Annotated in this window: 12 protein-coding genes, 6 tRNA genes and 1 rRNA gene; 4 read left to right on the forward strand and 15 right to left on the reverse strand. The window is 44.5% G+C overall.

Annotation, left to right across the window (positions count from 1 at the left end):
- Positions 1-180: 180 nt before the first annotated feature.
- The 12 genes from AACS00_RS02375 to rep form a co-directional block, all read right to left on the reverse strand.
- Positions 181-945 (reverse strand): substrate-binding periplasmic protein, encoded by a 765-nt coding sequence (locus tag AACS00_RS02375; protein ID WP_072670352.1) that lies wholly within the window; start codon positions 943-945, stop codon positions 181-183.
- Between the two features lie 155 nt (positions 946-1,100).
- Positions 1,101-2,003 (reverse strand): SPOR domain-containing protein, encoded by a 903-nt coding sequence (locus AACS00_RS02380; protein WP_110168375.1) that lies wholly within the window; start codon positions 2,001-2,003, stop codon positions 1,101-1,103.
- Between the two features lie 172 nt (positions 2,004-2,175).
- Entirely contained in the window at positions 2,176-3,114 is a 939-nt protein-coding gene (locus AACS00_RS02385; RefSeq protein ID WP_072670354.1) for an ABC transporter permease, read from the reverse strand.
- Positions 3,115-3,116: 2 nt separating this feature from the next.
- On the reverse strand, positions 3,117-4,094 hold the full coding sequence (locus tag AACS00_RS02390) for an ABC transporter permease (protein ID WP_072670355.1): 978 nt from the start codon (positions 4,092-4,094) through the stop codon (positions 3,117-3,119).
- Between the two features lie 149 nt (positions 4,095-4,243).
- Complete coding sequence (locus tag AACS00_RS02395; RefSeq protein ID WP_110168376.1) at positions 4,244-5,800, reverse strand: ABC transporter substrate-binding protein; 1,557 nt, start codon at positions 5,798-5,800, stop codon at positions 4,244-4,246.
- 99 nt (positions 5,801-5,899) lie between these two features.
- Entirely contained in the window at positions 5,900-7,615 is a 1,716-nt protein-coding gene (locus AACS00_RS02400) for a dipeptide ABC transporter ATP-binding protein (RefSeq protein WP_110168377.1), read from the reverse strand.
- Positions 7,616-8,023: 408 nt separating this feature from the next.
- A tRNA-Pro gene (locus tag AACS00_RS02405) sits at positions 8,024-8,100 on the reverse strand.
- A 116-nt stretch (positions 8,101-8,216) separates the two neighbouring features.
- A tRNA-His gene (locus tag AACS00_RS02410) sits at positions 8,217-8,292 on the reverse strand.
- Between the two features lie 69 nt (positions 8,293-8,361).
- Positions 8,362-8,438 (reverse strand) — tRNA-Pro (locus AACS00_RS02415).
- Positions 8,439-8,588: 150 nt separating this feature from the next.
- A tRNA-His gene (locus AACS00_RS02420) sits at positions 8,589-8,664 on the reverse strand.
- Positions 8,665-8,704: 40 nt separating this feature from the next.
- Positions 8,705-8,781: transfer RNA gene (locus AACS00_RS02425), tRNA-Arg, on the reverse strand.
- A gap of 196 nt (positions 8,782-8,977) precedes the next feature.
- Complete coding sequence (rep, locus tag AACS00_RS02430; RefSeq protein WP_110168378.1) at positions 8,978-10,996, reverse strand: DNA helicase Rep; 2,019 nt, start codon at positions 10,994-10,996, stop codon at positions 8,978-8,980.
- A 497-nt stretch (positions 10,997-11,493) separates the two neighbouring features.
- On the opposite strand from rep, the gene AACS00_RS02435 reads away from it, so the two are divergent.
- The 3 genes from AACS00_RS02435 to ubiK all read left to right on the forward strand — a co-directional run bounded on the left by AACS00_RS02435 (position 11,494) and on the right by ubiK (position 16,104).
- Entirely contained in the window at positions 11,494-12,600 is a 1,107-nt protein-coding gene (locus tag AACS00_RS02435) for an efflux RND transporter periplasmic adaptor subunit (protein ID WP_110168379.1), read from the forward strand.
- A gap of 11 nt (positions 12,601-12,611) precedes the next feature.
- Positions 12,612-15,737 carry a multidrug efflux RND transporter permease subunit gene (locus AACS00_RS02440; protein ID WP_110168380.1) on the forward strand — a complete coding sequence of 1,042 codons (3,126 nt, stop codon included), beginning with the start codon at positions 12,612-12,614 and terminating at the stop codon, positions 15,735-15,737.
- A gap of 115 nt (positions 15,738-15,852) precedes the next feature.
- Positions 15,853-16,104: a ubiquinone biosynthesis accessory factor UbiK gene (ubiK, locus tag AACS00_RS02445; protein WP_072670361.1), complete on the forward strand. Its 252-nt coding sequence runs from the start codon at positions 15,853-15,855 to the stop codon at positions 16,102-16,104.
- A gap of 223 nt (positions 16,105-16,327) precedes the next feature.
- On the opposite strand, the gene ilvC is transcribed toward ubiK, so the two are convergent.
- The gene (gene ilvC / locus AACS00_RS02450; protein WP_110168381.1) at positions 16,328-17,815 is read right to left on the reverse strand and encodes a ketol-acid reductoisomerase; all 1,488 of its coding nucleotides are present in this window, start codon (positions 17,813-17,815) and stop codon (positions 16,328-16,330) included.
- Positions 17,816-17,951: 136 nt separating this feature from the next.
- Between ilvC and ilvY the strand changes: the two genes are divergently transcribed.
- Positions 17,952-18,839: an HTH-type transcriptional activator IlvY gene (gene ilvY / locus AACS00_RS02455; protein WP_072670363.1), complete on the forward strand. Its 888-nt coding sequence runs from the start codon at positions 17,952-17,954 to the stop codon at positions 18,837-18,839.
- 91 nt (positions 18,840-18,930) lie between these two features.
- Here ilvY and AACS00_RS02460 read toward each other — a convergent pair.
- Positions 18,931-19,007, reverse strand: a tRNA-Asp gene (locus AACS00_RS02460).
- An 86-nt stretch (positions 19,008-19,093) separates the two neighbouring features.
- A 5S ribosomal RNA gene (gene rrf / locus AACS00_RS02465) occupies positions 19,094-19,209 on the reverse strand.
- Between the last annotated feature and the right edge of the window lie 8 nt (positions 19,210-19,217).

Here is a 19,217-nt window from a genome sequence, read left to right on the forward strand (position 1 = left end):
TTTTTAATTTTTTCACTTATCTGGAAAATGCTTACTAAGCCTTGATAAGCGTGACTTTCCAGAATATCTCCAGAGTCGAAAATAAAGAGTATCATGCTACTATGAGGTAGCCTCTCATCCTAATAAAACTGCGAGCTCACGTTTTGGCTCGCAGTTTTTTATGCACTTGTCTTAACGTAATCACTCTTGTTGAATCGGCGCTTCTAAACCGTAAGACTCAAATATCCGGGTGATTTCCCCAGAACGGCGCATTTCAGTCAATGCAGCCTCTAATTGATTAATGTATTGATAATTTGCTGAGCGTCTAGGTACGCTGAAAAAGCGTCCATTGAGCGAAACATCCGTATAACTGATTTTTCTCAGTTCGGGATCACTTTCAAACACTTCAAGTCCATGCTGCTCCGAAGTGATTGCCAAATCAAATCGTCCCGCCTTAAGCATATTAATAATTTGATCGCCACTAGTGACGAAAATGGTCCGTAGCTGATCGGTATTTTGATTGAATTGTGAACTATAAAAACTGCCATTTAATGCGCCAACGACATACCCTTTACTGACGATTTCATCAAAATCTTTAGCATCGATATCAGAGTTTTTCCGGGTAAAATAAAAGACCTCTCTTTGACCATAACCCATGAGTAGTGGATGTAAATAGACCTCGCGCTCCTCATCCATCGAGTGTAAGGGGATTAAGTCAACACCGCCTTGTGGCGCAACGCCAATGGTTCTCGCCCAAGGCACTTGCGTCCACTGAACTTGATGGCCTAATTTACCAATGACTTGAGTGATCACATCCCCACCCGGCCCTTTGCACTGACCATTTTCAAAATAAAGATAGGGGATTCGGTCTCGACAATGGCCTTGCCACGTCACATTAGCCCACAATGGTGCAGAAAAAAACAAACTTAACCAGCTGATAATTAATAACTTAATACCTTTACTCATGCTAACTCCTCCAGTTAGTAACAGCATATGCCCCATAACAGAGCGGCTACCAATGAGCAAAGTATAGACAGTGATTACGATTATTGCTGAATGGATAGTGTTAGTGAAATATCGATGAATTCTTCAATAATCATCTTAAATCACTCTCTACGGCTTTATTGTGCAGACTTCACACACAATACATTCAGCTTCGAATTACCTTGCAGTTGAGTCACTTTACCGCTGGCAAATAACCCTTTACGGCCTTCTCCCCAATAGGGAATGTACAATGGCCACTGATCTCGCTCGGCAATCTGACTGGCTAATAGCTGCTGCCACTCTTGCTGATTTACTAAACGCATCGTTTGTTGCTGACAGAGCGTTCTTGCCTCGTCATAACTGAGTCGATTCCATGGCTGGTTGTGCTCCATATAAAACGACTTATTTGTCGCAAAGCTATAAGGAACGACGTAAGTCGTGCCATTAATTGTCGCTTGATGACGGATCTCAACATCTTCAGAAGCACTTACTGGCCGAGCAGAACGCAGCGGTTGAATTGCCGCCACACCGCTTTCCGCCACTTTTCGTTCTGCCTGTTTTGCCGGACTGACCGTGGTTGGAGTGGTCACCGTTGAGGGAGGAGGTGTTGATGGGCGAATTTCTCGAATAAACGATTCACGATAAGCGGCAAGGTTATTAACCAGCATCAACTCACTGCGAGCTTGGGTAAAATTATCATAAGGGCCAATCAAACAGCGTGTGGCGCGCCCTTCGGGTTTCATCCATACATGGGTTGAAATACGCTGATAGATAGGTTTCGCTTGCTCAAGGGATAAGGGCTTATCAAGTAAACCACATTGGATCCAGAACTGAGATTGACTTGAACGTGGCTGACTATTGCCCCATAACCCATCACCGATCGGGCAATCACTGGCCAGAACCGGTAACTGTTCGCTAGAGGCTTGCGTTGCTTCGCAAAGTGCCTCTTGAGCAAATAATCGGCCGTTAAAGAATAAAGCTCCGCCCAATAGTAGGTAAACGAGCCCTCGCGGTGCCGTGTTGATTGTGCTGATTCCCATATCTATCGTTATCCCGACTCTAGTGACAACAGTGATTTGATTCGCTGCGAACTCATGGCCTCAAAACCACTGCGAAAATCACGCCAACATCGATGTCCTGAGAAAGAGAGTCGTCCTCAATGACGACTCTCAGTGTAAGTGGCATATCGATATAAAATCAATCAGCTAGGCCTCAACCTTTGTAAATTTTAGGATTGAAGACATCACGCAGCCAATCGCCCAACAAGTTAATCACCAACACTAGGCTGATCAAAATAATGCCGGGGAATACGGTTATCCACCACGCGCCAGAGAAAATATACTTAAATCCGGTACTAATTAACGCTCCTAAAGACGGTTGATCAACGGGTAATCCTAGACCAAGAAACGACAACGCTGCTTCAGACATGATCGCATTGGCAATTTGAACTGTTGAAATGACTAAGATTGGTGATAAACAGTTAGGCAAAATATGTCGAAACATAATCCGTAGCGACTTGAACCCCATCACGCGTGCCGCTTCAACGTACTCTTTTTGCTTTTCAGCTAACACGGATGCGCGAATGGTTCGAGCATACTGAGGCCACTCCGCAATACCGATGATCACCACCAGCATGATCACCGCATATTGGCTATAAAATTCGCCGCCAAAACTGGCTTTAAAAATCGCCGAAACGATGATTGCCACCATCATGGTCGAAAAAGAGAGTTGAATGTCGGCAAAACGCATTAAAAAACTGTCGATACGCCCACCAAAATAGCCCGCAGAAAGGCCAATAATGATCCCCAAGATAAGCTGTAACCCAACGGCGAGAAAGCCTATCGTCAGCGATAAGCGCGAGCCATACAAAATGGTTGAGAGAATATCTCGTCCTTGCCCATCGGTACCCAATACAAATTGCCCATCACCGCCCTCAATCCACATAGGAGGCAGCTCAGAATCCATAATGTCGATACTGGCGAGATCATAAGGGTTCGTCGGCGCTATCACAGGCGCTAACAAGGCTAACAGTAAAAAAACACTAAATAGCGCAAAGCTGACCATCGCTACTTTATCGCGTAAAAAATAATACAAAAAATCCGATTGTTTAAAGCGCTGCCAAGCGGAGGGCATGGTTGTTATTGCCGTCATGATTAGGCTCCTTTTCCGGTGAGATTCACCGTCGGATTAATTAATCCATACAGTAAGTCAACGATCGTATTGGTCACGACAAAAATTAACCCGACAAAAATTACGTAAGCCGTGATCAGCGGTGTATCAACACGATTAATCGCTTCCAAAAAGAGCAATCCAGTCCCCGGCCACTGAAAGACCGTTTCGGTCAAAATGGTATACGCCACCATGGTACCAATTTGTACACCGCCTACCGTCAACACCGGTAATAGGGTGTTTTTTAAAGCATGTTGAAAATAGATTTTATTCATCGCTAAGCCTTTGGCTTTAGCGAACTTAATGTATTCAGAGTTTAAAACTTCTAACATCTCTGCTCGGACTAAACGAATGAAGAGAGGTAGCATTATCGAAGACAAGGCGATACTTGGTAACACTAAATGGCTTAACCCATTGAGGTTAAATAATCCCGACTGCCAGCCGAAAACATTGGTGGTTTGCCCGCGGCCATAAGAAGGCAACCAGCCCAGTTCAATGGAAAACACATACATCAACATAATGGCGGTCAAAAAGACGGGGATCGAAATACCGATACTGCTGCCAGCCATAATCAGTTTCGAAAACAGCCGTTTAGGATGAATAGCCGAATAGACGCCTAATGGAATGGATAAAGTAATAATAATCACGGTCGCGGCAAAAACTAGCTCAAGTGTCGCAACCAGTTTATCTAAAATCACCTCAGCCGCTGGACGTTTAAAAAAGTAGGAGGTCCCTAAATCACCTTTGATTGCCGCGCCCAAGAAACGACTATATTTGACTAAAAATGGGTCATTAAGCCCCAACTCATCACGCATCGCTTGACGCTGTGCTTCTGACACCGATTGCCCAACCAGTTCACGCAACGGATCGCCTAAATTATCTTGAATGGCAAACGCCACCAAGCTAATCACAAACATGACGATCAGTGCCTGATATAGACGTTTGATCAAAAAAGAAAACATTCCCTGCCCCTTACACTATCCATAACTCTTGTCGGGTTGATGACCACATCAACCACAATAAAACGACCGCTTTAAAGAAGAAAAAAGGTTGCCGTCTGAGAGGGCAACCTTTCCTCAACTTCAAACATTTCAGAAAGGTTATCTAAACGCTACTTGTTAACCACCAAATCGCCAAAGTAAGGGAAGTCCATACCATTGATGATCGGCGCTAACTCTAGGTTTTTCTTCGCCGCCCAAGAAGGATCTTGCCAATGCAATGGTACGAATGCCGCTTCGTTGTATAAGATCTCTTCTACCTTTTTCAACATCTCGCTGCGTTTGGCTAAATCGGTCTCAACGTTAGACGCATTGACCAAAGCATCCACTTCTGGATTAGAGTAGTGACCACAGTTGTATTGCCCTTTACCCGTTTGCTCATTACGCGTCATGGTTAAAAACTCAGTAAAGTTAGCGGAATCTTCTGTATCTGGGTGCCAGCCAATCAGCAACATATCCGCTGCACATTTATCAAATTCTGGCCAATATTGCGCTTTAGGCATGGTTTTCAAATCAACTTTAATATTGATACGAGCAAGCATTGCAGAAGCGGCTTGAGCAATTTTATCGTCATTAACATAGCGGTTATTCGGCGAAATCATCGACAAATTAAAGCCTTGTTCATAACCAGCGTCTTTCATCAATTGTCTGGCTTTTTCAAGATCAAAGCGCGGTTTGAGATTCTCGTTATAACCGGCATAACCGACTGGGCTTTGCTGACCAGCGGCCGTCGCCGCGCCGCGCATAACACGATCAACAATCCCTTGATTATTAATCGCATAGACAATCGCTTGACGAACACGTACATCACGTAGGGCTTCATGACTATTTTGGTTTAATTGAAAGGTGATCACGCGTGTACCCGGCATGGTGTACAGCTCAACATCACGCGCATTACGAATGCGTTGGTAATCATTAGGCGAGACAGGTGCAATCATATCGACGCCACCGGATAATAATGCCGCCACACGGGTTGCATCTTCTTTGATCGGCACGAGAGTCAGTTTCTCAACATTACCCTTGCTGGCTGTATCCCAGTAATCCGTAAAGCGAGCAAACTCCATACGAATACCCTGCTCACGATGAGTAATAATGAAAGGGCCTGTGCCCGAAGCATTTAAAGAAGCAAAGGAAGATCCGTGTTTGACAATTTCCGCTTTATCTTTGCCATCAGCGGTCTTGCCAGAGTAGAACTGGCTGTCCATCGGGAAAATATAGGTCGCAACGTTTTCGATCAGGGGATAAACACCATGGGTTTTAATATCCACCGTATAATCATCCACTTTACTGATCGAAGCTAGCGGCTCAAAAATACCTTTAAAATCGGCCGACTCTTTCAAGCGATTGAACGTCCATATCACATCATCAGCCGTGAAAGGATTACCAGAGTGAAACTTGACGCCTTCGCGCAAATGAAAGCGCATGGTTTCATCATCCAAACGCTGCCAAGATTTCGCTAAACGGGCTTCAAATTGCATGTCTTGAGTAAAACGAATCAGCGGGTCAAACACCATGTGCGATAACTGAAGTGTACCGCCAGAGAGCTGCTCATGAGGATCCATCGATACCGGGTCTGAATCGTAAGCGATTTTTATTTGTGCTGCGTTGAGCGAAAAACTCAGTCCAGCAGCAATTAAGGCTAGGGCTAGCTTGCTTTTAATGATTTTCATTGCATAACTCCTTATGCGGGAATCAATATCCCTATGGGTTGTTTTGATTATGAGATGTTACGTCGATAATCGATGATTAACGGTTAACGCCACCGCACATTAGGCAGAGACTTTCTGCTCTCTTAGTCCGGTGAACTCTGGCATTAACGAAATTAATTGCTGACTGTATTCATGTTGTGGATGAGAGAATAATTGTTCTGTCGGAGCCACTTCTAATAAGGTCCCCATCTTCATCACCCCGACTCGGTCACACATTTGGCGAATCACCGGCAAATCATGACTGATGAATAACATGGTTAAGTTGAGCTCTTGTTGTAAGTCTTTTAATAAATTCAAGATTTGTGCTTGTACAGAAACATCCAAAGCAGAAGTCGGTTCATCACAAATCAATAAACGAGGGCGAGTCGCGAGAGCTCGAGCAATCGAAATTCGTTGACGCTGACCACCGGAAAACTCATGAGGATACTTAACCCCAGCCATTCGCCCTAAGCCGACATACTCTAAAAGATCGTGTACGATTTGCCGCGTTTGCGATTCATTATCCGTTAAACGGTGGAAACGTATCGGTTCCGCGATGATGTCCATCACCTTCATACGAGGATTCATTGACGTGTATGGATTTTGAAATACCATTTGCATCTGACGACGAATGGGGCGGCGCTGCTTCTCTGATTTTAACGCTGTAAGATCAATGCCTTCAAAAGTGACTCTACCTTCATTCGGCTGATACAAGCCAGCAATGACTCGCGCAATAGTGGATTTACCCGATCCCGATTCACCGACCAGCCCAAAGGTTTCCCCCTCATGAACTTGAAAACTGACGTTATTCGAGGCTTGAACATACTCACGGCGACTGGCAAATAGGGAGTCCTTAGTCACAAAGCGCAAGTTAACCCGCTCAACATTCAAAAGTGGACCCGTATAGGCGCGCTGATCTTGGCTTTGTCCTAACCAATGAGTTTTGATATCCAGTGGAGCTAGCTCACTGGCTTGTTCGATGTAGCTGACCAGGGGAAATCGATCTAATTTGATATCCGAACGTGGGACAGCTGAAATCAAGCTACGTGTGTAAGGATGATCTGGGTCGCCAAGCACTTTCGCTGTTGGTCCAAATTCGACTAAATCGCCCCGATACATCACAGCAACGCGATCAGTCACATTGGAAACGACGCCCATATCATGGGTCACCAGCATACAGCCAACATTATTTTTCTTACACAAATCACGAATCAAACTCAAGATCTGATCTTGAATAGACACGTCTAGCGCAGTGGTTGGTTCATCAGCAATGATCAGATCAGGCTCTCCGGCCAAGGCGATAGCGATCACCACTCTTTGACGCATACCACCGGAAAATTGGTGAGGATATTGCTTAAGACGATTTTCAGGTTGGGGAATACCCACTTGGTTCATCAACGCTAAGGCACGCTGGTAAGCCTGTTCATTACTCACTTTCATATTGGCATGAATGGTTTCCGTCAACTGTTGCTCAACGGTGAATAATGGATTTAAAGAGGTCATCGGATCTTGAAAAATAAAACCGATTTTTGAACCTCGCACTTGGCGCATTTGTTCTATCGATAGACCAGAAATTTTCTCGCCATTTAAAAACACTTCGCCGCCAGCAACAGTCCCTGGTGGACTCAATAAATCGATAATTGCATTACCAACAGTCGATTTTCCAGCGCCAGATTCTCCCACCACACCGACAATTTCACCGCGCTGAATATCCAATGTGAGTGATTTTACCGCAACATGAACCCCATGACGTGAGGGATATTCTATTCGTAAGTTATTAACTTCTAAAAGTGACATGCAAACCAGACCTCAACCGCTATGGCGTAATTATCCGTGTCTGAGACTGACTGATTCAGACCATAAAATGGCTGATTATTCAGTCAGTACCCATCAATCCTTTTGACCAGTCCACTGTTCTGGTTATTTACAAGTTGAACAATTTGGCAAAATTTTCACATAAAAGCAACAAGCAAACTCGAAAAGATAAATTTACCGATAAACGATTGAAAAGCGCAGGACAACACAGATTTGCAGAAGAATTCTTTATAAAGAAAAGCCCTAGTCTCTCAACTAGCGCTTCTTATCATGGTCGGTGAAGAGATGGGCTTGAATATCAGGCGAACCCCGCTCCTAGCAAGAGCACTATGTCATTTTAAATTTAGCGCATGAAAAAAGCCCCAGTCTTTCGACTAGGGCTTTTTATGATGGTCGGTGAAGAGGGATTCGAACCCCCGACCCTCTGGTCCCAAACCAGATGCGCTACCAAGCTGCGCTATTCACCGAAACAATTTTTTTACTTTAAGAACAACTACCGAGGGTCCCCCTCTGCTCCGCCATTCCTAAAACCGGGATGCGCTATCAAACTGCGCTATTCACCGAGATTTTATTCGCTTTATAATGGGGTGACTAACGAGGCTCGAACTCGCGACAACCGGAATCACAATCCGGGGCTCTACCAACTGAGCTATAGTCACCATCAATTTTTTTATCGTTAGCTGTATTTTAACGATTTAAGTCAGCTTATTGACCAACTTATTGAAAAATGGTCGGTGAAGAGGGATTCGAACCCCCGACCCTCTGGTCCCAAACCAGATGCGCTACCAAGCTGCGCTATTCACCGAAACAATTTTTGACTTTAAGAACAACTATCGAGGGTCGCCCTCTGGTCCGCTGTTCCCAAATTCGAGATGCGCCACCAAGTTGCGCTGCTCACCGATATAATCTTTTTATCTCGAAAAATCAAGAACGGAAGCCATTGCTACCAAAATAATGGGGTGACTAACGAGGCTCGAACTCGCGACAACCGGAATCACAATCCGGGGCTCTACCAACTGAGCTATAGTCACCACTGATGTTGCCAATACACACCCTGATCAACCAACCGGATGGCGCGCCCGAAAGGATTCGAACCTTCGACCTTTGGCTCCGGAGGCCAACGCTCTATCCAGCTGAGCTACGGGCGCATGCCCTATCGGCGGAGTGGAATAATACGGATATCCCCTGAGGGCGTCTAGTACTTTTTCAACTTTTTTTCTTGTTTGGCGTCTTTTTCAACAAAACAGACTGATAAAAGCCAGTTTCATGACGAATACCTAATACTAAGGCGCCTCATCCACGATAAAAACACGCCGTAGCATCAAAAAAATCCGTCAATATTGACTATTTTTTATTAAACATGGCTTTTAAATTAGCGATATGTGCTTGGCCTTTATTCATTCGCTCTTCTTGAGAAAGTACTTTTTTCTGCGTTTCCCATTCAACATCATCGTAGGGTAACTCGTCCAAAAATCGACTTTGCGTTGGTTTAATCAGTTCACCAAACTGGCGGCGTTCTTTACAAACAGTAAAAGTTAATTCTCGCTGTGCTCGTGTAATGCCAACGTACATCAAACGACGCTCCTCTTCGACATTCTCTTCATCAATACTGGTTTGATGGGGCAAAATACCTTCTTCAGCGCCTATCAGATAAACGTAAGGAAACTCCAATCCTTTCGAGGCATGCAGCGTCATTAACTGTACAGCATCACTGTCATCATCTTGCTCACCACGCTCCATCATGTCACGCAAAGTTAAGCGTTGAACCACTTCTCTTAGGGTTTTCTCTTCTTGATCATAATTATCACCTTCTAAATCGGCGACAATCCAAGCATAAAGTTCAGAAACGTTTTTCATACGCATTTCTGCTGCTTTGGCGCTCGATGACGTTTCATACAACCAATCTTCGTAGTGAATATCGCGTACCAGCGAGCGTAAGGCTTCGACAGTATTGCCACGTTCCGCATTATCGGTAATTTCAACTAACCACTGCGTAAAACGTCGTACATTATCCAGGCCACGCCCCGATAAATGTTGTTCCAACCCTAATTCAAAACTCGCTGCAAATAGGCTCTTTCCTCGCATGTTCGCGTAACTGCCTAATTTCTCTAAGGTCGCTGGCCCTATTTCTCGCTTCGGGGTATTCACAATCCGTAAAAAGGCATTATCGTCATCCGGATTCACCAATACTCGTAAATAAGCCATGATGTCTTTAATTTCTGCTCGGGCAAAAAACGACGTTCCCCCAGATAATTTATAAGGCACTCGGTTCTGCATTAATGACTTTTCAATCAAGCGCGATTGATGGTTGCCACGATATAAAATCGCGTAATCACGGTATTCGGTGCGGTTAAGAAATTTATGGGCAATCAGTTCAGCGGTCACTCGTTCTGCTTCATGATCTTCATTATTGGCCAGAATAACTTTGAGTTTTTCCCCATCAGGAATGTCGGAAAACAATACTTTTTCATAAACATGGGGATTATTAGCAATCAAAATGTTCGCGGCACGTAAAATTCGACTGGTTGAACGATAGTTCTGCTCTAATTTAATCAATTTTAAATGACTAAAATCTTGACCTAGCTGGACCAAATTTTGTGGTCGAGCGCCTCGCCAAGAGTAGATCGATTGATCATCATCACCGACGACGGTTAAGCGCCCACGCTCACCAACCAGTAATTTGACCAATTGATATTGGCTGTTATTGGTGTCTTGATATTCATCAACGAGTAAATATCGGATACGGCTTTGCCAGCGCGTTCTCACCTCTTGATGATCACGCAAGAGTCGAACGGGTAGTGAGATCAAATCATCGAAGTCTAACGCGTTATACGCTTGCATCTGTTTTTGATAACACTCATAACAAAAAGCAAAAAGTTGTTGTTGCTCACCCTTTGCAGTCGCTTTAGCTTGCGATGGCGATATCATGTCATTCTTCCAATTAGAGATGCTACTCAATAACTGGCGCAACAAATCTTTATCGCCCTCTAACTGAGATTCCGTGAGCTCTTTCAATAAGGCCAACTGATCTTGATCGTCAAATAATGAGAAACCCGGTTTTAACCCTAACGTTTTATATTCTCTACGAATAATGGTTAAGCCAAGGGTATGAAACGTTGACACAATAAGGCCACGAGCTTCCGCTTTACCTAATGTTTGACCAACGCGTTCTTTCATTTCTCGGGCAGCTTTATTGGTAAAAGTCACCGCGGCAATATTACGCGCCTTATATCCACACTGCTGAACTAAATAGGCAATTTTATTGGTAATCACGCGAGTTTTTCCCGATCCTGCCCCGGCAAGGACGAGACAAGGACCCGATACATATTTTACCGCTTCATCTTGTCGTGAGTTCAGCTTCATCTTCTTCTCTGTGTGGATTATTCAAGACGCTAATCATAATGCCGCTGATGACTCAATACTATGTTGAACTCAAAAAACAGCCGCAAAGTAAAATTTTTTATTATTTACTGCACAACTGTATTGCAAACATGGTTAGGTTGTAGGCTATAATGCTCTCTCAATTAGCCAAGATGATGGCAAGCTTGTTGTTCAGGAAGAAGAAAATATGAGCAACAAGTCATAACAACTGATTGCAAATAAAATGAATTGAGCAAAAAATAGCTATTGGACTCTCTCTTTACTGGTAATCATCGGTACAACCACCTACGTTTTATAAACGTTGCTACCGGTTTATTTAGCTACTGAGCATGAGGTGTATCCAACACACTTAGCCCAAAAACCCTGATCCCTCTCATCAATTTTGATAGGGGAACCTTTCAACAATGTGGCACATTTCAAGTCGTCATCAAACCGATTGAGATACCGTCATTCAACATTAACTTGGAGTTCTCACCAGAATGAAAAAGTGGACATTATTTATGTTACTTATCGTGGTGCTGCTATTTGGTAGCGTGATAGGTTTCAATCTGTTTAAACAGCAAAAAATCGCTGAATTTATGGCCAATCGACCTGAAGCAGAATTCCCAGTGACGGTCACTCAAGTCAATGCCGTTGATTGGATACCGGTCATCGAAGCGATAGGGTTTATTGAACCCAACCAAGGGGTGACATTGACCACGGAAACCAGTGGCGTGATTGATCGCATCTTGTTTGAATCAGGTGCTCAAGTAGAAGAAGACCAACCACTGGTAATGCTTGACTCCGCCGTCGAACAAGCCAATTTGAAGAGCTCACAGGCTCGACTCCCAGCGGCAAAAGCAAAATACGAGCGTTATAAAGGTCTGTTCAGTAGAGGAGCCATCTCTCAAGAAGCATTTGATGATGCAGAGGCCAGTTACTACTCTCTCGCGGCCGATATTGAAAGCTTAAAAGCCGCTATCGCTCGCCGTGAAATTAAAGCTCCTTTTGCTGGCGTGGTAGGTATTCGTAATGTCAATCTCGGTCAATATTTACAACCTGGTACCGATATTGTCCGTTTAGAAGACACCACCGTTATGCGTTTACGTTTTACCGTGCCACAAACCGATATTTCTCGCATATCAATTGGACAAAATATTGATATTTTTGTCGATGCTTATCCTAACGATGCTTTTAAAGGCTCGATCACCGCAATTGAGCCAGCAGTCAGTGTGCAAAGTGGTCTGATTCAAGTTCAAGCTGATATCCCTAATAGCGATGGTAAATTACGCAGCGGTATGTTTGCTCGCTCGCACATCATCTTACCAACCTTAGAGAATCAGGTAACTCTGCCTCAAACCGCCATCACCTTTACGCTCTATGGCGACAGTGTGTTTGTACTAACTGAAGATAACGGTGAGCAGCGTGTGGAACAACGAGTGATTAAAGTTGGAGAACGTGCCCGTGATATCGCTCATATTCTCGAAGGTATCAATCCTGGGGATGTCGTCGTCACGACAGGGCAAGTTCGTTTAAGTAACGGCGTGAAAGTGCGTATCGTAGAAAGCGATGCGACAACGCCACCAGCCAAAACACCGATGCTGTAACCGGAGGAATTATGCGCTTTACTGATGTTTTTATTAAACGTCCGGTTTTAGCGGTATCAATCAGCTTTTTGATTGCATTGCTTGGTTTACAAGCCATGTTCAAAATGCAAGTGAGCGAATACCCTGAAATGACCAATACGGTGATCACCGTTTCCACCAGTTACTACGGTGCCAGTGCTGATTTGATCCAAGGCTTTATCACTCAGCCATTAGAGCAAGCCGTCGCTCAAGCTGATAATATTGACTATATGACGTCGCAATCGGTGTTAGGCAGCTCAAAAATCACCGTTTACATGAAACTCAATACCGATCCGAATGCCGCATTGGCGGACATTTTAGCCAAAACTAATTCGGTTCGTTCTCAATTACCTAAAGAAGCTGAAGACCCATCGGTCAGTATGTCAACGGGCTCAACTACCGCTGTGCTGTATTTGGGTTTTACCAGCGATGAGCTCGATTCCAGTCAGATCACCGATTATTTACAACGAGTGATAAACCCTCAACTGTACGCGATTAATGGTATTTCCAGTATCGATCTGTACGGCGGGATGAAATATGCCCTACGTGTGTGGTTAGACCCAGCGAAAATGGCGGCATTTAACCTCACGGCTAAAGAGGTTATGGGCGTATTGAGCGCGAATAACTATCAATCAGCGACTGGTCAAATCACTGGTGAGTTTGTTCTGTTTAACGGCAGTGCTGATACTCAAGTTTCGAGTGTTGAAGAGCTCAAAAACCTTGTGGTAAAAACCGAATCAAGCGACATCATTCGTCTATCTGATATTGCTAAAGTTAGCTTAGCGAAGAGTCATGATACCTACCGCGCCAGCGCTAATGGGCAAGAGGCAGTTGTCGCAGCGATCAACGCAGCACCAAGCGCCAATCCTATCAATATTGCCAAAGATGTCCTTGATGTTCTGCCTGAGCTTGAGCGTAATATGCCAAGCACGATAAAAATGAATGTTATGTATGACTCTACAGTAGCAATTAATGAATCCATTCATGAGGTTATCAAAACCATCATTGAAGCGGCGTTAATTGTACTGGTGGTGATCACGCTGTTCTTGGGATCGCTGCGAGCGGTCATTATTCCCATTATTACCATTCCGCTATCACTGATTGGGGTCGCAATGGCGATGCAAGCAATGGGATTCTCATGGAACCTGATGACGCTTCTCGCAATGGTGCTGGCTATCGGTCTGGTCGTTGATGATGCGATTGTCGTACTGGAAAACATTGACCGACATATTAAAGAAGGTGAATCCCCATTTCGAGCGGCGATTATCGGTACCCGGGAAATCGCCGTACCGGTTATTTCGATGACTTTAACACTAGGTGCGGTGTATGCTCCGATCGCTTTAATGGGCGGGATCACGGGTGCATTGTTTAAAGAGTTTGCGCTAACCTTAGCTGGAGCGGTATTTGTCTCTGGTATTATTGCCTTGACCTTATCGCCGATGATGTGCTCGAAGATGCTCAAAGCCAATGAAATACCGAGCAAATTTGAACAAACCGTGCATCATCTACTCGATAAGTTAACACAGCGTTATGATCGCATGCTGCAAGCGGTGATGTTGCATCGCCCAGTCGTGATTGCCTTTGCGATCATCGTGTTTGCGAGTCTACCCGTTTTATTTAAATTCATTCCTAGTGAACTGGCCCCATCGGAAGATAAAGGGGTAATCATGTTGCTCGGTACTGGACAATCGAACGCCAACTTAGATTACCTGTCGAACACAATGCATGAAGTAAATAAAATTCTCTCTGCTCAGCCAGAGGTACAATTTGCTCAAGTATTTACTGGGGTGCCAAACTCTAACCAAGCGTTTGGTATTGCTTCAATGTTCCCTTGGAGTGAGCGTCAAGCTAGCCAAGCTGAAGTGACAAAACGTGTTGGCCACTTAGTGCAAGATATTCCCGGCATGGCGGTAACGGCCTTCCAAATGCCTGAGTTACCCGGCGCGGGTTCTGGGTTACCGATTCAGTTTGTCATCACTACACCTAACGCATTTGAGAGCTTATTCACCATTGCCAGTGATGTATTGGCGCAAGTCAAAGCTAGCCCACTCTTCATTTATTCGGATTTGGATCTGAACTACGATTCCGCGACGATGAAAATCAACATCGACAAGGACAAGGCGGGCGCTTACGGTGTGACCATGCAGGATATTGGTATGACGTTAGGCACCATGATGGCCGATGGCTATGTTAACCGTATTGACTTAGATGGCCGCTCTTACGAGGTCATTCCGCAAGTCGAGCGTAAATATCGCCTTAACCCAGAATCAATGAAAAACTACTTTGTCCGTGCTGCCGATGGCAATATGATCCCGTTGGGTAGCTTAATCACCATTGATGTGGTCGCCGAGCCTCGTTCACTGCCCCACTTTAATCAGTTGAACTCAGCAACCGTTGGTGCGGTACCTGCACCAGGCACGGCAATGGGTGATGCCATCGCTTGGTTTGAAAACATTGCTGAAACTCAGTTGCCTAAAGGCTACAGCCATGACTACATGGGTGAAGCAAGACAGTACGTAACTGAGGGCAGTGCCCTGTATGTCACTTTTGGTTTAGCATTAGCGATCATCTTCTTGGTCTTAGCGATCCAGTTTGAATCGATTCGCGATCCATTAGTGATCATGGTTTCTGTACCTTTAGCCATCTGCGGCGCGCTGATCGCGCTGGCTTGGGGGGCTTCAACCATGAATATCTACTCGCAAGTCGGCTTAATCACTCTGGTCGGTTTGATTACGAAACATGGGATTTTGATTTGTGAAGTCGCTAAAGAAGAACAATTGCATAATAAGCTGAGTCGTATTGATGCTGTAATGGCCGCGGCCAAGGTTCGTCTACGTCCAATATTGATGACCACAGCAGCAATGATTGCAGGCTTGATACCATTGATGTATGCCACCGGTGCCGGAGCTGCACAACGCTTTAGTATTGGTATTGTGATTGTCGCGGGTCTCTCGATTGGTACTCTGTTTACGCTATTTGTACTTCCGGTAATTTATAGCTACTTAGCGGAGAAACACAAACCGCTTCCTATCTTCGTTGAAGATAAAGATCTAGAGAAACTCGCACGGATTGATGAAGCAAAAGCCGCTCAACGGCAACTAGCCGAAAATCGCTCGTAAGCTTCTTCCTCTGTTATCATAAAGGCCACAAACGTGGCCTTTTTTATAGGCTAAGTAACGACTTTTCAGCATTAATTGCATAGAATAGCGACAATAAAATAGGAGAGACCACCCAATGTTTGATCCCAAAAAGCTAGAACAAATTGCCAAACAGATCCACGATTCAATGCCTCAACCCGTCAAAGATCTAGGCTCTGATGTAGAACAGAAAGTGCGCCAAGTTATCCAAGGACAATTAAATAAACTCGATGTGGTTAGCCGAGAAGAATTTGATGTGCAAACGCAAGTGTTATTACGCACTCGTCAAAAGCTAAATGAAATGGAACAAAAAATCAGCCAGTTGGAAGCCAAGCTTAACGATAAGTAAGTAACGACTCCGCCCCGATAAAGATTTATGTTGTTAACATCAGCCAAAGCAATATCAGACAGACAGCCTAGGGTCTGTTTATCTTTCGCGGTTAAATTTTGTTTGAGATAAACAGACCCTAAACATCGTGGACAAAAAAGTGGGGCTTCGTGTATCACTTAGCCCCTTTATTATATTTTTATGTTGTTGTGTTTGCAGTGTTGCTCTTTAATGTGGCTTGCGGTTATTCATCACCAACCGCAATACGCTTCATATCTTGCATATAGCCACGTAGTTCCTCGCCGATATATTCAACCGGATGGTTACGAATCGCGCTGTTAACTTCAATTAAGGTTGCGTTATCCACTTGATTGGAAACCGCACCCAGCCCCTTACCAATCACATCGGTACTGACTAAAGGCATAAATTGCTCACGTAATAATGGCGTAGCGACATTAGCAAATAAATAATTGCCATACTCAGCGGTATCTGAGATCACTACGTTCATTTCATATAAACGCTTACGAGCAATAGTATTGGCAATCAATGGTAACTCGTGTAGCGATTCGTAGTAGGCGGATTCATCGATAATGCCTGATGCGGTCATTGCCTCAAACGCTAACTCCACCCCAGCGCGAACCATGGCGATCATCACAATGCCATTATCAAAATACTCTTGTTCAGTAATTTTAATGTTTGACTCAGGGTAGTTTTCAAAGGCCGTTTGTGCCGTTTCAGCGCGCCAACCCAATAGCTCGGCATCATCATTCGCCCAGTCGGCCATCATGGTGCGAGAAAAATGGCCAGCAATAATGTCATCCATGTGTTTGTTATACAAAGGACGTAATAACTCTTTGAGTTGCTCAGATAACTCAAACGCTTTAATTTTCGCTGGGTTTGATAGGCGATCCATCATATGGGTGATACCACCAAACTTAAGTGCTTCGGTGATGGTTTCCCAACCATATTGCAGTAGCTTTCCGGCATAACTCGGGTCAATACCATCCGCAACCATCTTTTCATAACAAACGATGGAGCCAGCTTGTAACATGCCACAAAGAATGGTTTGCTCACCCATTAAGTCTGATTTTACTTCAGCCACAAACGATGACTCTAAACAGCCGGCGCGATGACCTCCGGTTGCTGCTGCCCACGCTTTAGCAATCTCCCAACCTTCCCCTTGAGGGTCATTTTCAGGGTGGACTGCAATTAAGGTGGGAACACCAAAGCCACGCTTATACTCTTCACGAACTTCAGTCCCAGGGCACTTAGGAGCCACCATAACGACAGTGATGTCTTTGCGGATCTGCATACCTTCTTCAACGATATTAAAACCGTGAGAATAGCCAAGAGCTGCTCCTTGCTTCATCAATGGCATGATACTTTCGATGACATTGGTGTGCTGCTTATCTGGAGTTAGGTTAATCACCAAATCCGCCTGCGGGATCAGTGTTTCATAGCTACCGACTGGAAAGCCGTTAGACTGTGCATTCTTATAAGATTGACGTTGTTCATCAATCGCGGCTTGGCGTAAAGCATAAGCAATATCAAGCCCAGAATCACGCATGTTGAGGCCTTGATTTAGACCTTGAGCGCCACACCCTACAATGACTATTTTCTTGCCTTTCAGATAATCTGCTTCTGTCGCAAACTCTTCCTTTGCCATAAAACGACAACGGCCCAACTGATCGAGCTGTTCACGTAAATTTAATGTGTTGAAATAGTTAGCCATTGGGCGCTCCTTGATGATGATCCATACGCTCGGTGGTCATACACCGAATAGCTTTCATAGTAGTGCATGAATACTATTGCTTAAAGTGATATATTCACAAGCAGTAATTGCAATAAATGCAACAATGGCGGAATTGATGAACATAAAAACCCTGCAGCTATTTGTACACCTGTGTGAGCATAAAAACTTTAGTAGTACCGCAAAGGCATTGCATGTCAGCCCTTCAGCTCTGAGTCGACAAATTCAAAAGCTCGAGGACGAGATTGGTCACAGTTTGTTTGTACGCGATAATAGAAGTGTTGAAATCACACCATCGGGCTACAAACTGTTACCGGTTGCCCAACGTATGCTGCACGATTGGCGACAATTACAGTTGCAGCTAGATGAACAACACAGTGAATTAAAAGGAGAGATCCGCTTATTTTGCTCAGTTACGGCCAGTTATAGCCATCTACCGGATTTGCTCAATGCTTTTCGACTCCAGCACCCTTATATTGAGTTTAAATTACTCACGGGCGATCCTGCTCAAGCGATTGAGATTATTCTTGAAGATGAAGCGGATATTGCCATTGCTGCTATCCCCGAGCATATTCCCTCAAGACTTGAGTTTGCGACGATCAGCGAAATACCATTGTCAGTGATCGCTCCTACGGGAGTGAGTCATTTTTTAGAAGAACTGCAAAAAGAGTGTCCTGATTGGAATCGAATCCCCTTTATTGTTCCTGAAGCAGGGACAGCACGGGAAAGAGCCAACAGTTGGTTTAAGCACATGAAGATTAAACCAACGATCTACGCACAAATCGCCGGACATGAAGCCATTGTGAGTTTAGTTGCATTAGGCTGTGGGGTGGGCGTAGCACCGGATGTGGTGATCAACAATAGTCCGCTCAGAGACAAGGTGCAAAAGCTTTCAGTATTACCAATTAAACCTTTTAAGTTAGGAGTATGCTGTAAACGATCGCAACTCGATGATCCATTAGTCAGAGCATTATGGCAGGTGATCAGCGACTTCCAAAAAGGTTGATGAGTAGAGATAGGGCCAAGTTCTGCTGATTATTTCTCCGTTCAGCTGATACAAAAAATCCCCAGCATTGCTGCTAGGGATTCTTTATCAGTGGCGGAGCGGACGGGACTCGAACCCGCGACCCCCGGCGTGACAGGCCGGTATTCTAACCAACTGAACTACCGCTCCACATTGTCTTGTTACTCGATAAAGTCTGATTGGTTGCTTTATTGAGTTTGTGTCTTCAGACCTTAGGTCTAAAAACCAGTATTAAAGCCTGGCGATGTTCTACTCTCACATGGGGAGACCCCACACTACCATCGACGCTGTTTCGTTTCACTTCTGAGTTCGGCATGGAATCAGGTGGGTCCAAAACGCTATGGTCGCCAAGCAAAATTT

The organism is Vibrio sp. 11986-1-5, from assembly GCF_963878025.1.
Classification (GTDB): Bacteria; Pseudomonadota; Gammaproteobacteria; order Enterobacterales; family Vibrionaceae; genus Vibrio; species Vibrio injensis.

Bases quoted from the DNA above. Each gene is read 5' to 3' on its own strand.
- AACS00_RS02375 (WP_072670352.1), bottom strand. From the start codon at position 945: ATGAGTAAAGGTATTAAGTTATTAATTATCAGCTGGTTAAGTTTGTTT.
- AACS00_RS02380 (WP_110168375.1), bottom strand. From the start codon at position 2,003: ATGGGAATCAGCACAATCAACACGGCACCGCGAGGGCTCGTTTACCTA.
- AACS00_RS02385 (WP_072670354.1), bottom strand. From the start codon at position 3,114: ATGACGGCAATAACAACCATGCCCTCCGCTTGGCAGCGCTTTAAACAA.
- AACS00_RS02390 (WP_072670355.1), bottom strand. From the start codon at position 4,094: ATGTTTTCTTTTTTGATCAAACGTCTATATCAGGCACTGATCGTCATG.
- AACS00_RS02395 (WP_110168376.1), bottom strand. From the start codon at position 5,800: ATGAAAATCATTAAAAGCAAGCTAGCCCTAGCCTTAATTGCTGCTGGA.
- AACS00_RS02400 (WP_110168377.1), bottom strand. From the start codon at position 7,615: ATGTCACTTTTAGAAGTTAATAACTTACGAATAGAATATCCCTCACGT.
- rep (WP_110168378.1), bottom strand. From the start codon at position 10,996: ATGAAGCTGAACTCACGACAAGATGAAGCGGTAAAATATGTATCGGGT.
- AACS00_RS02435 (WP_110168379.1), top strand. From the start codon at position 11,494: ATGAAAAAGTGGACATTATTTATGTTACTTATCGTGGTGCTGCTATTT.
- AACS00_RS02440 (WP_110168380.1), top strand. From the start codon at position 12,612: ATGCGCTTTACTGATGTTTTTATTAAACGTCCGGTTTTAGCGGTATCA.
- ubiK (WP_072670361.1), top strand. From the start codon at position 15,853: ATGTTTGATCCCAAAAAGCTAGAACAAATTGCCAAACAGATCCACGAT.
- ilvC (WP_110168381.1), bottom strand. From the start codon at position 17,815: ATGGCTAACTATTTCAACACATTAAATTTACGTGAACAGCTCGATCAG.
- ilvY (WP_072670363.1), top strand. From the start codon at position 17,952: ATGAACATAAAAACCCTGCAGCTATTTGTACACCTGTGTGAGCATAAA.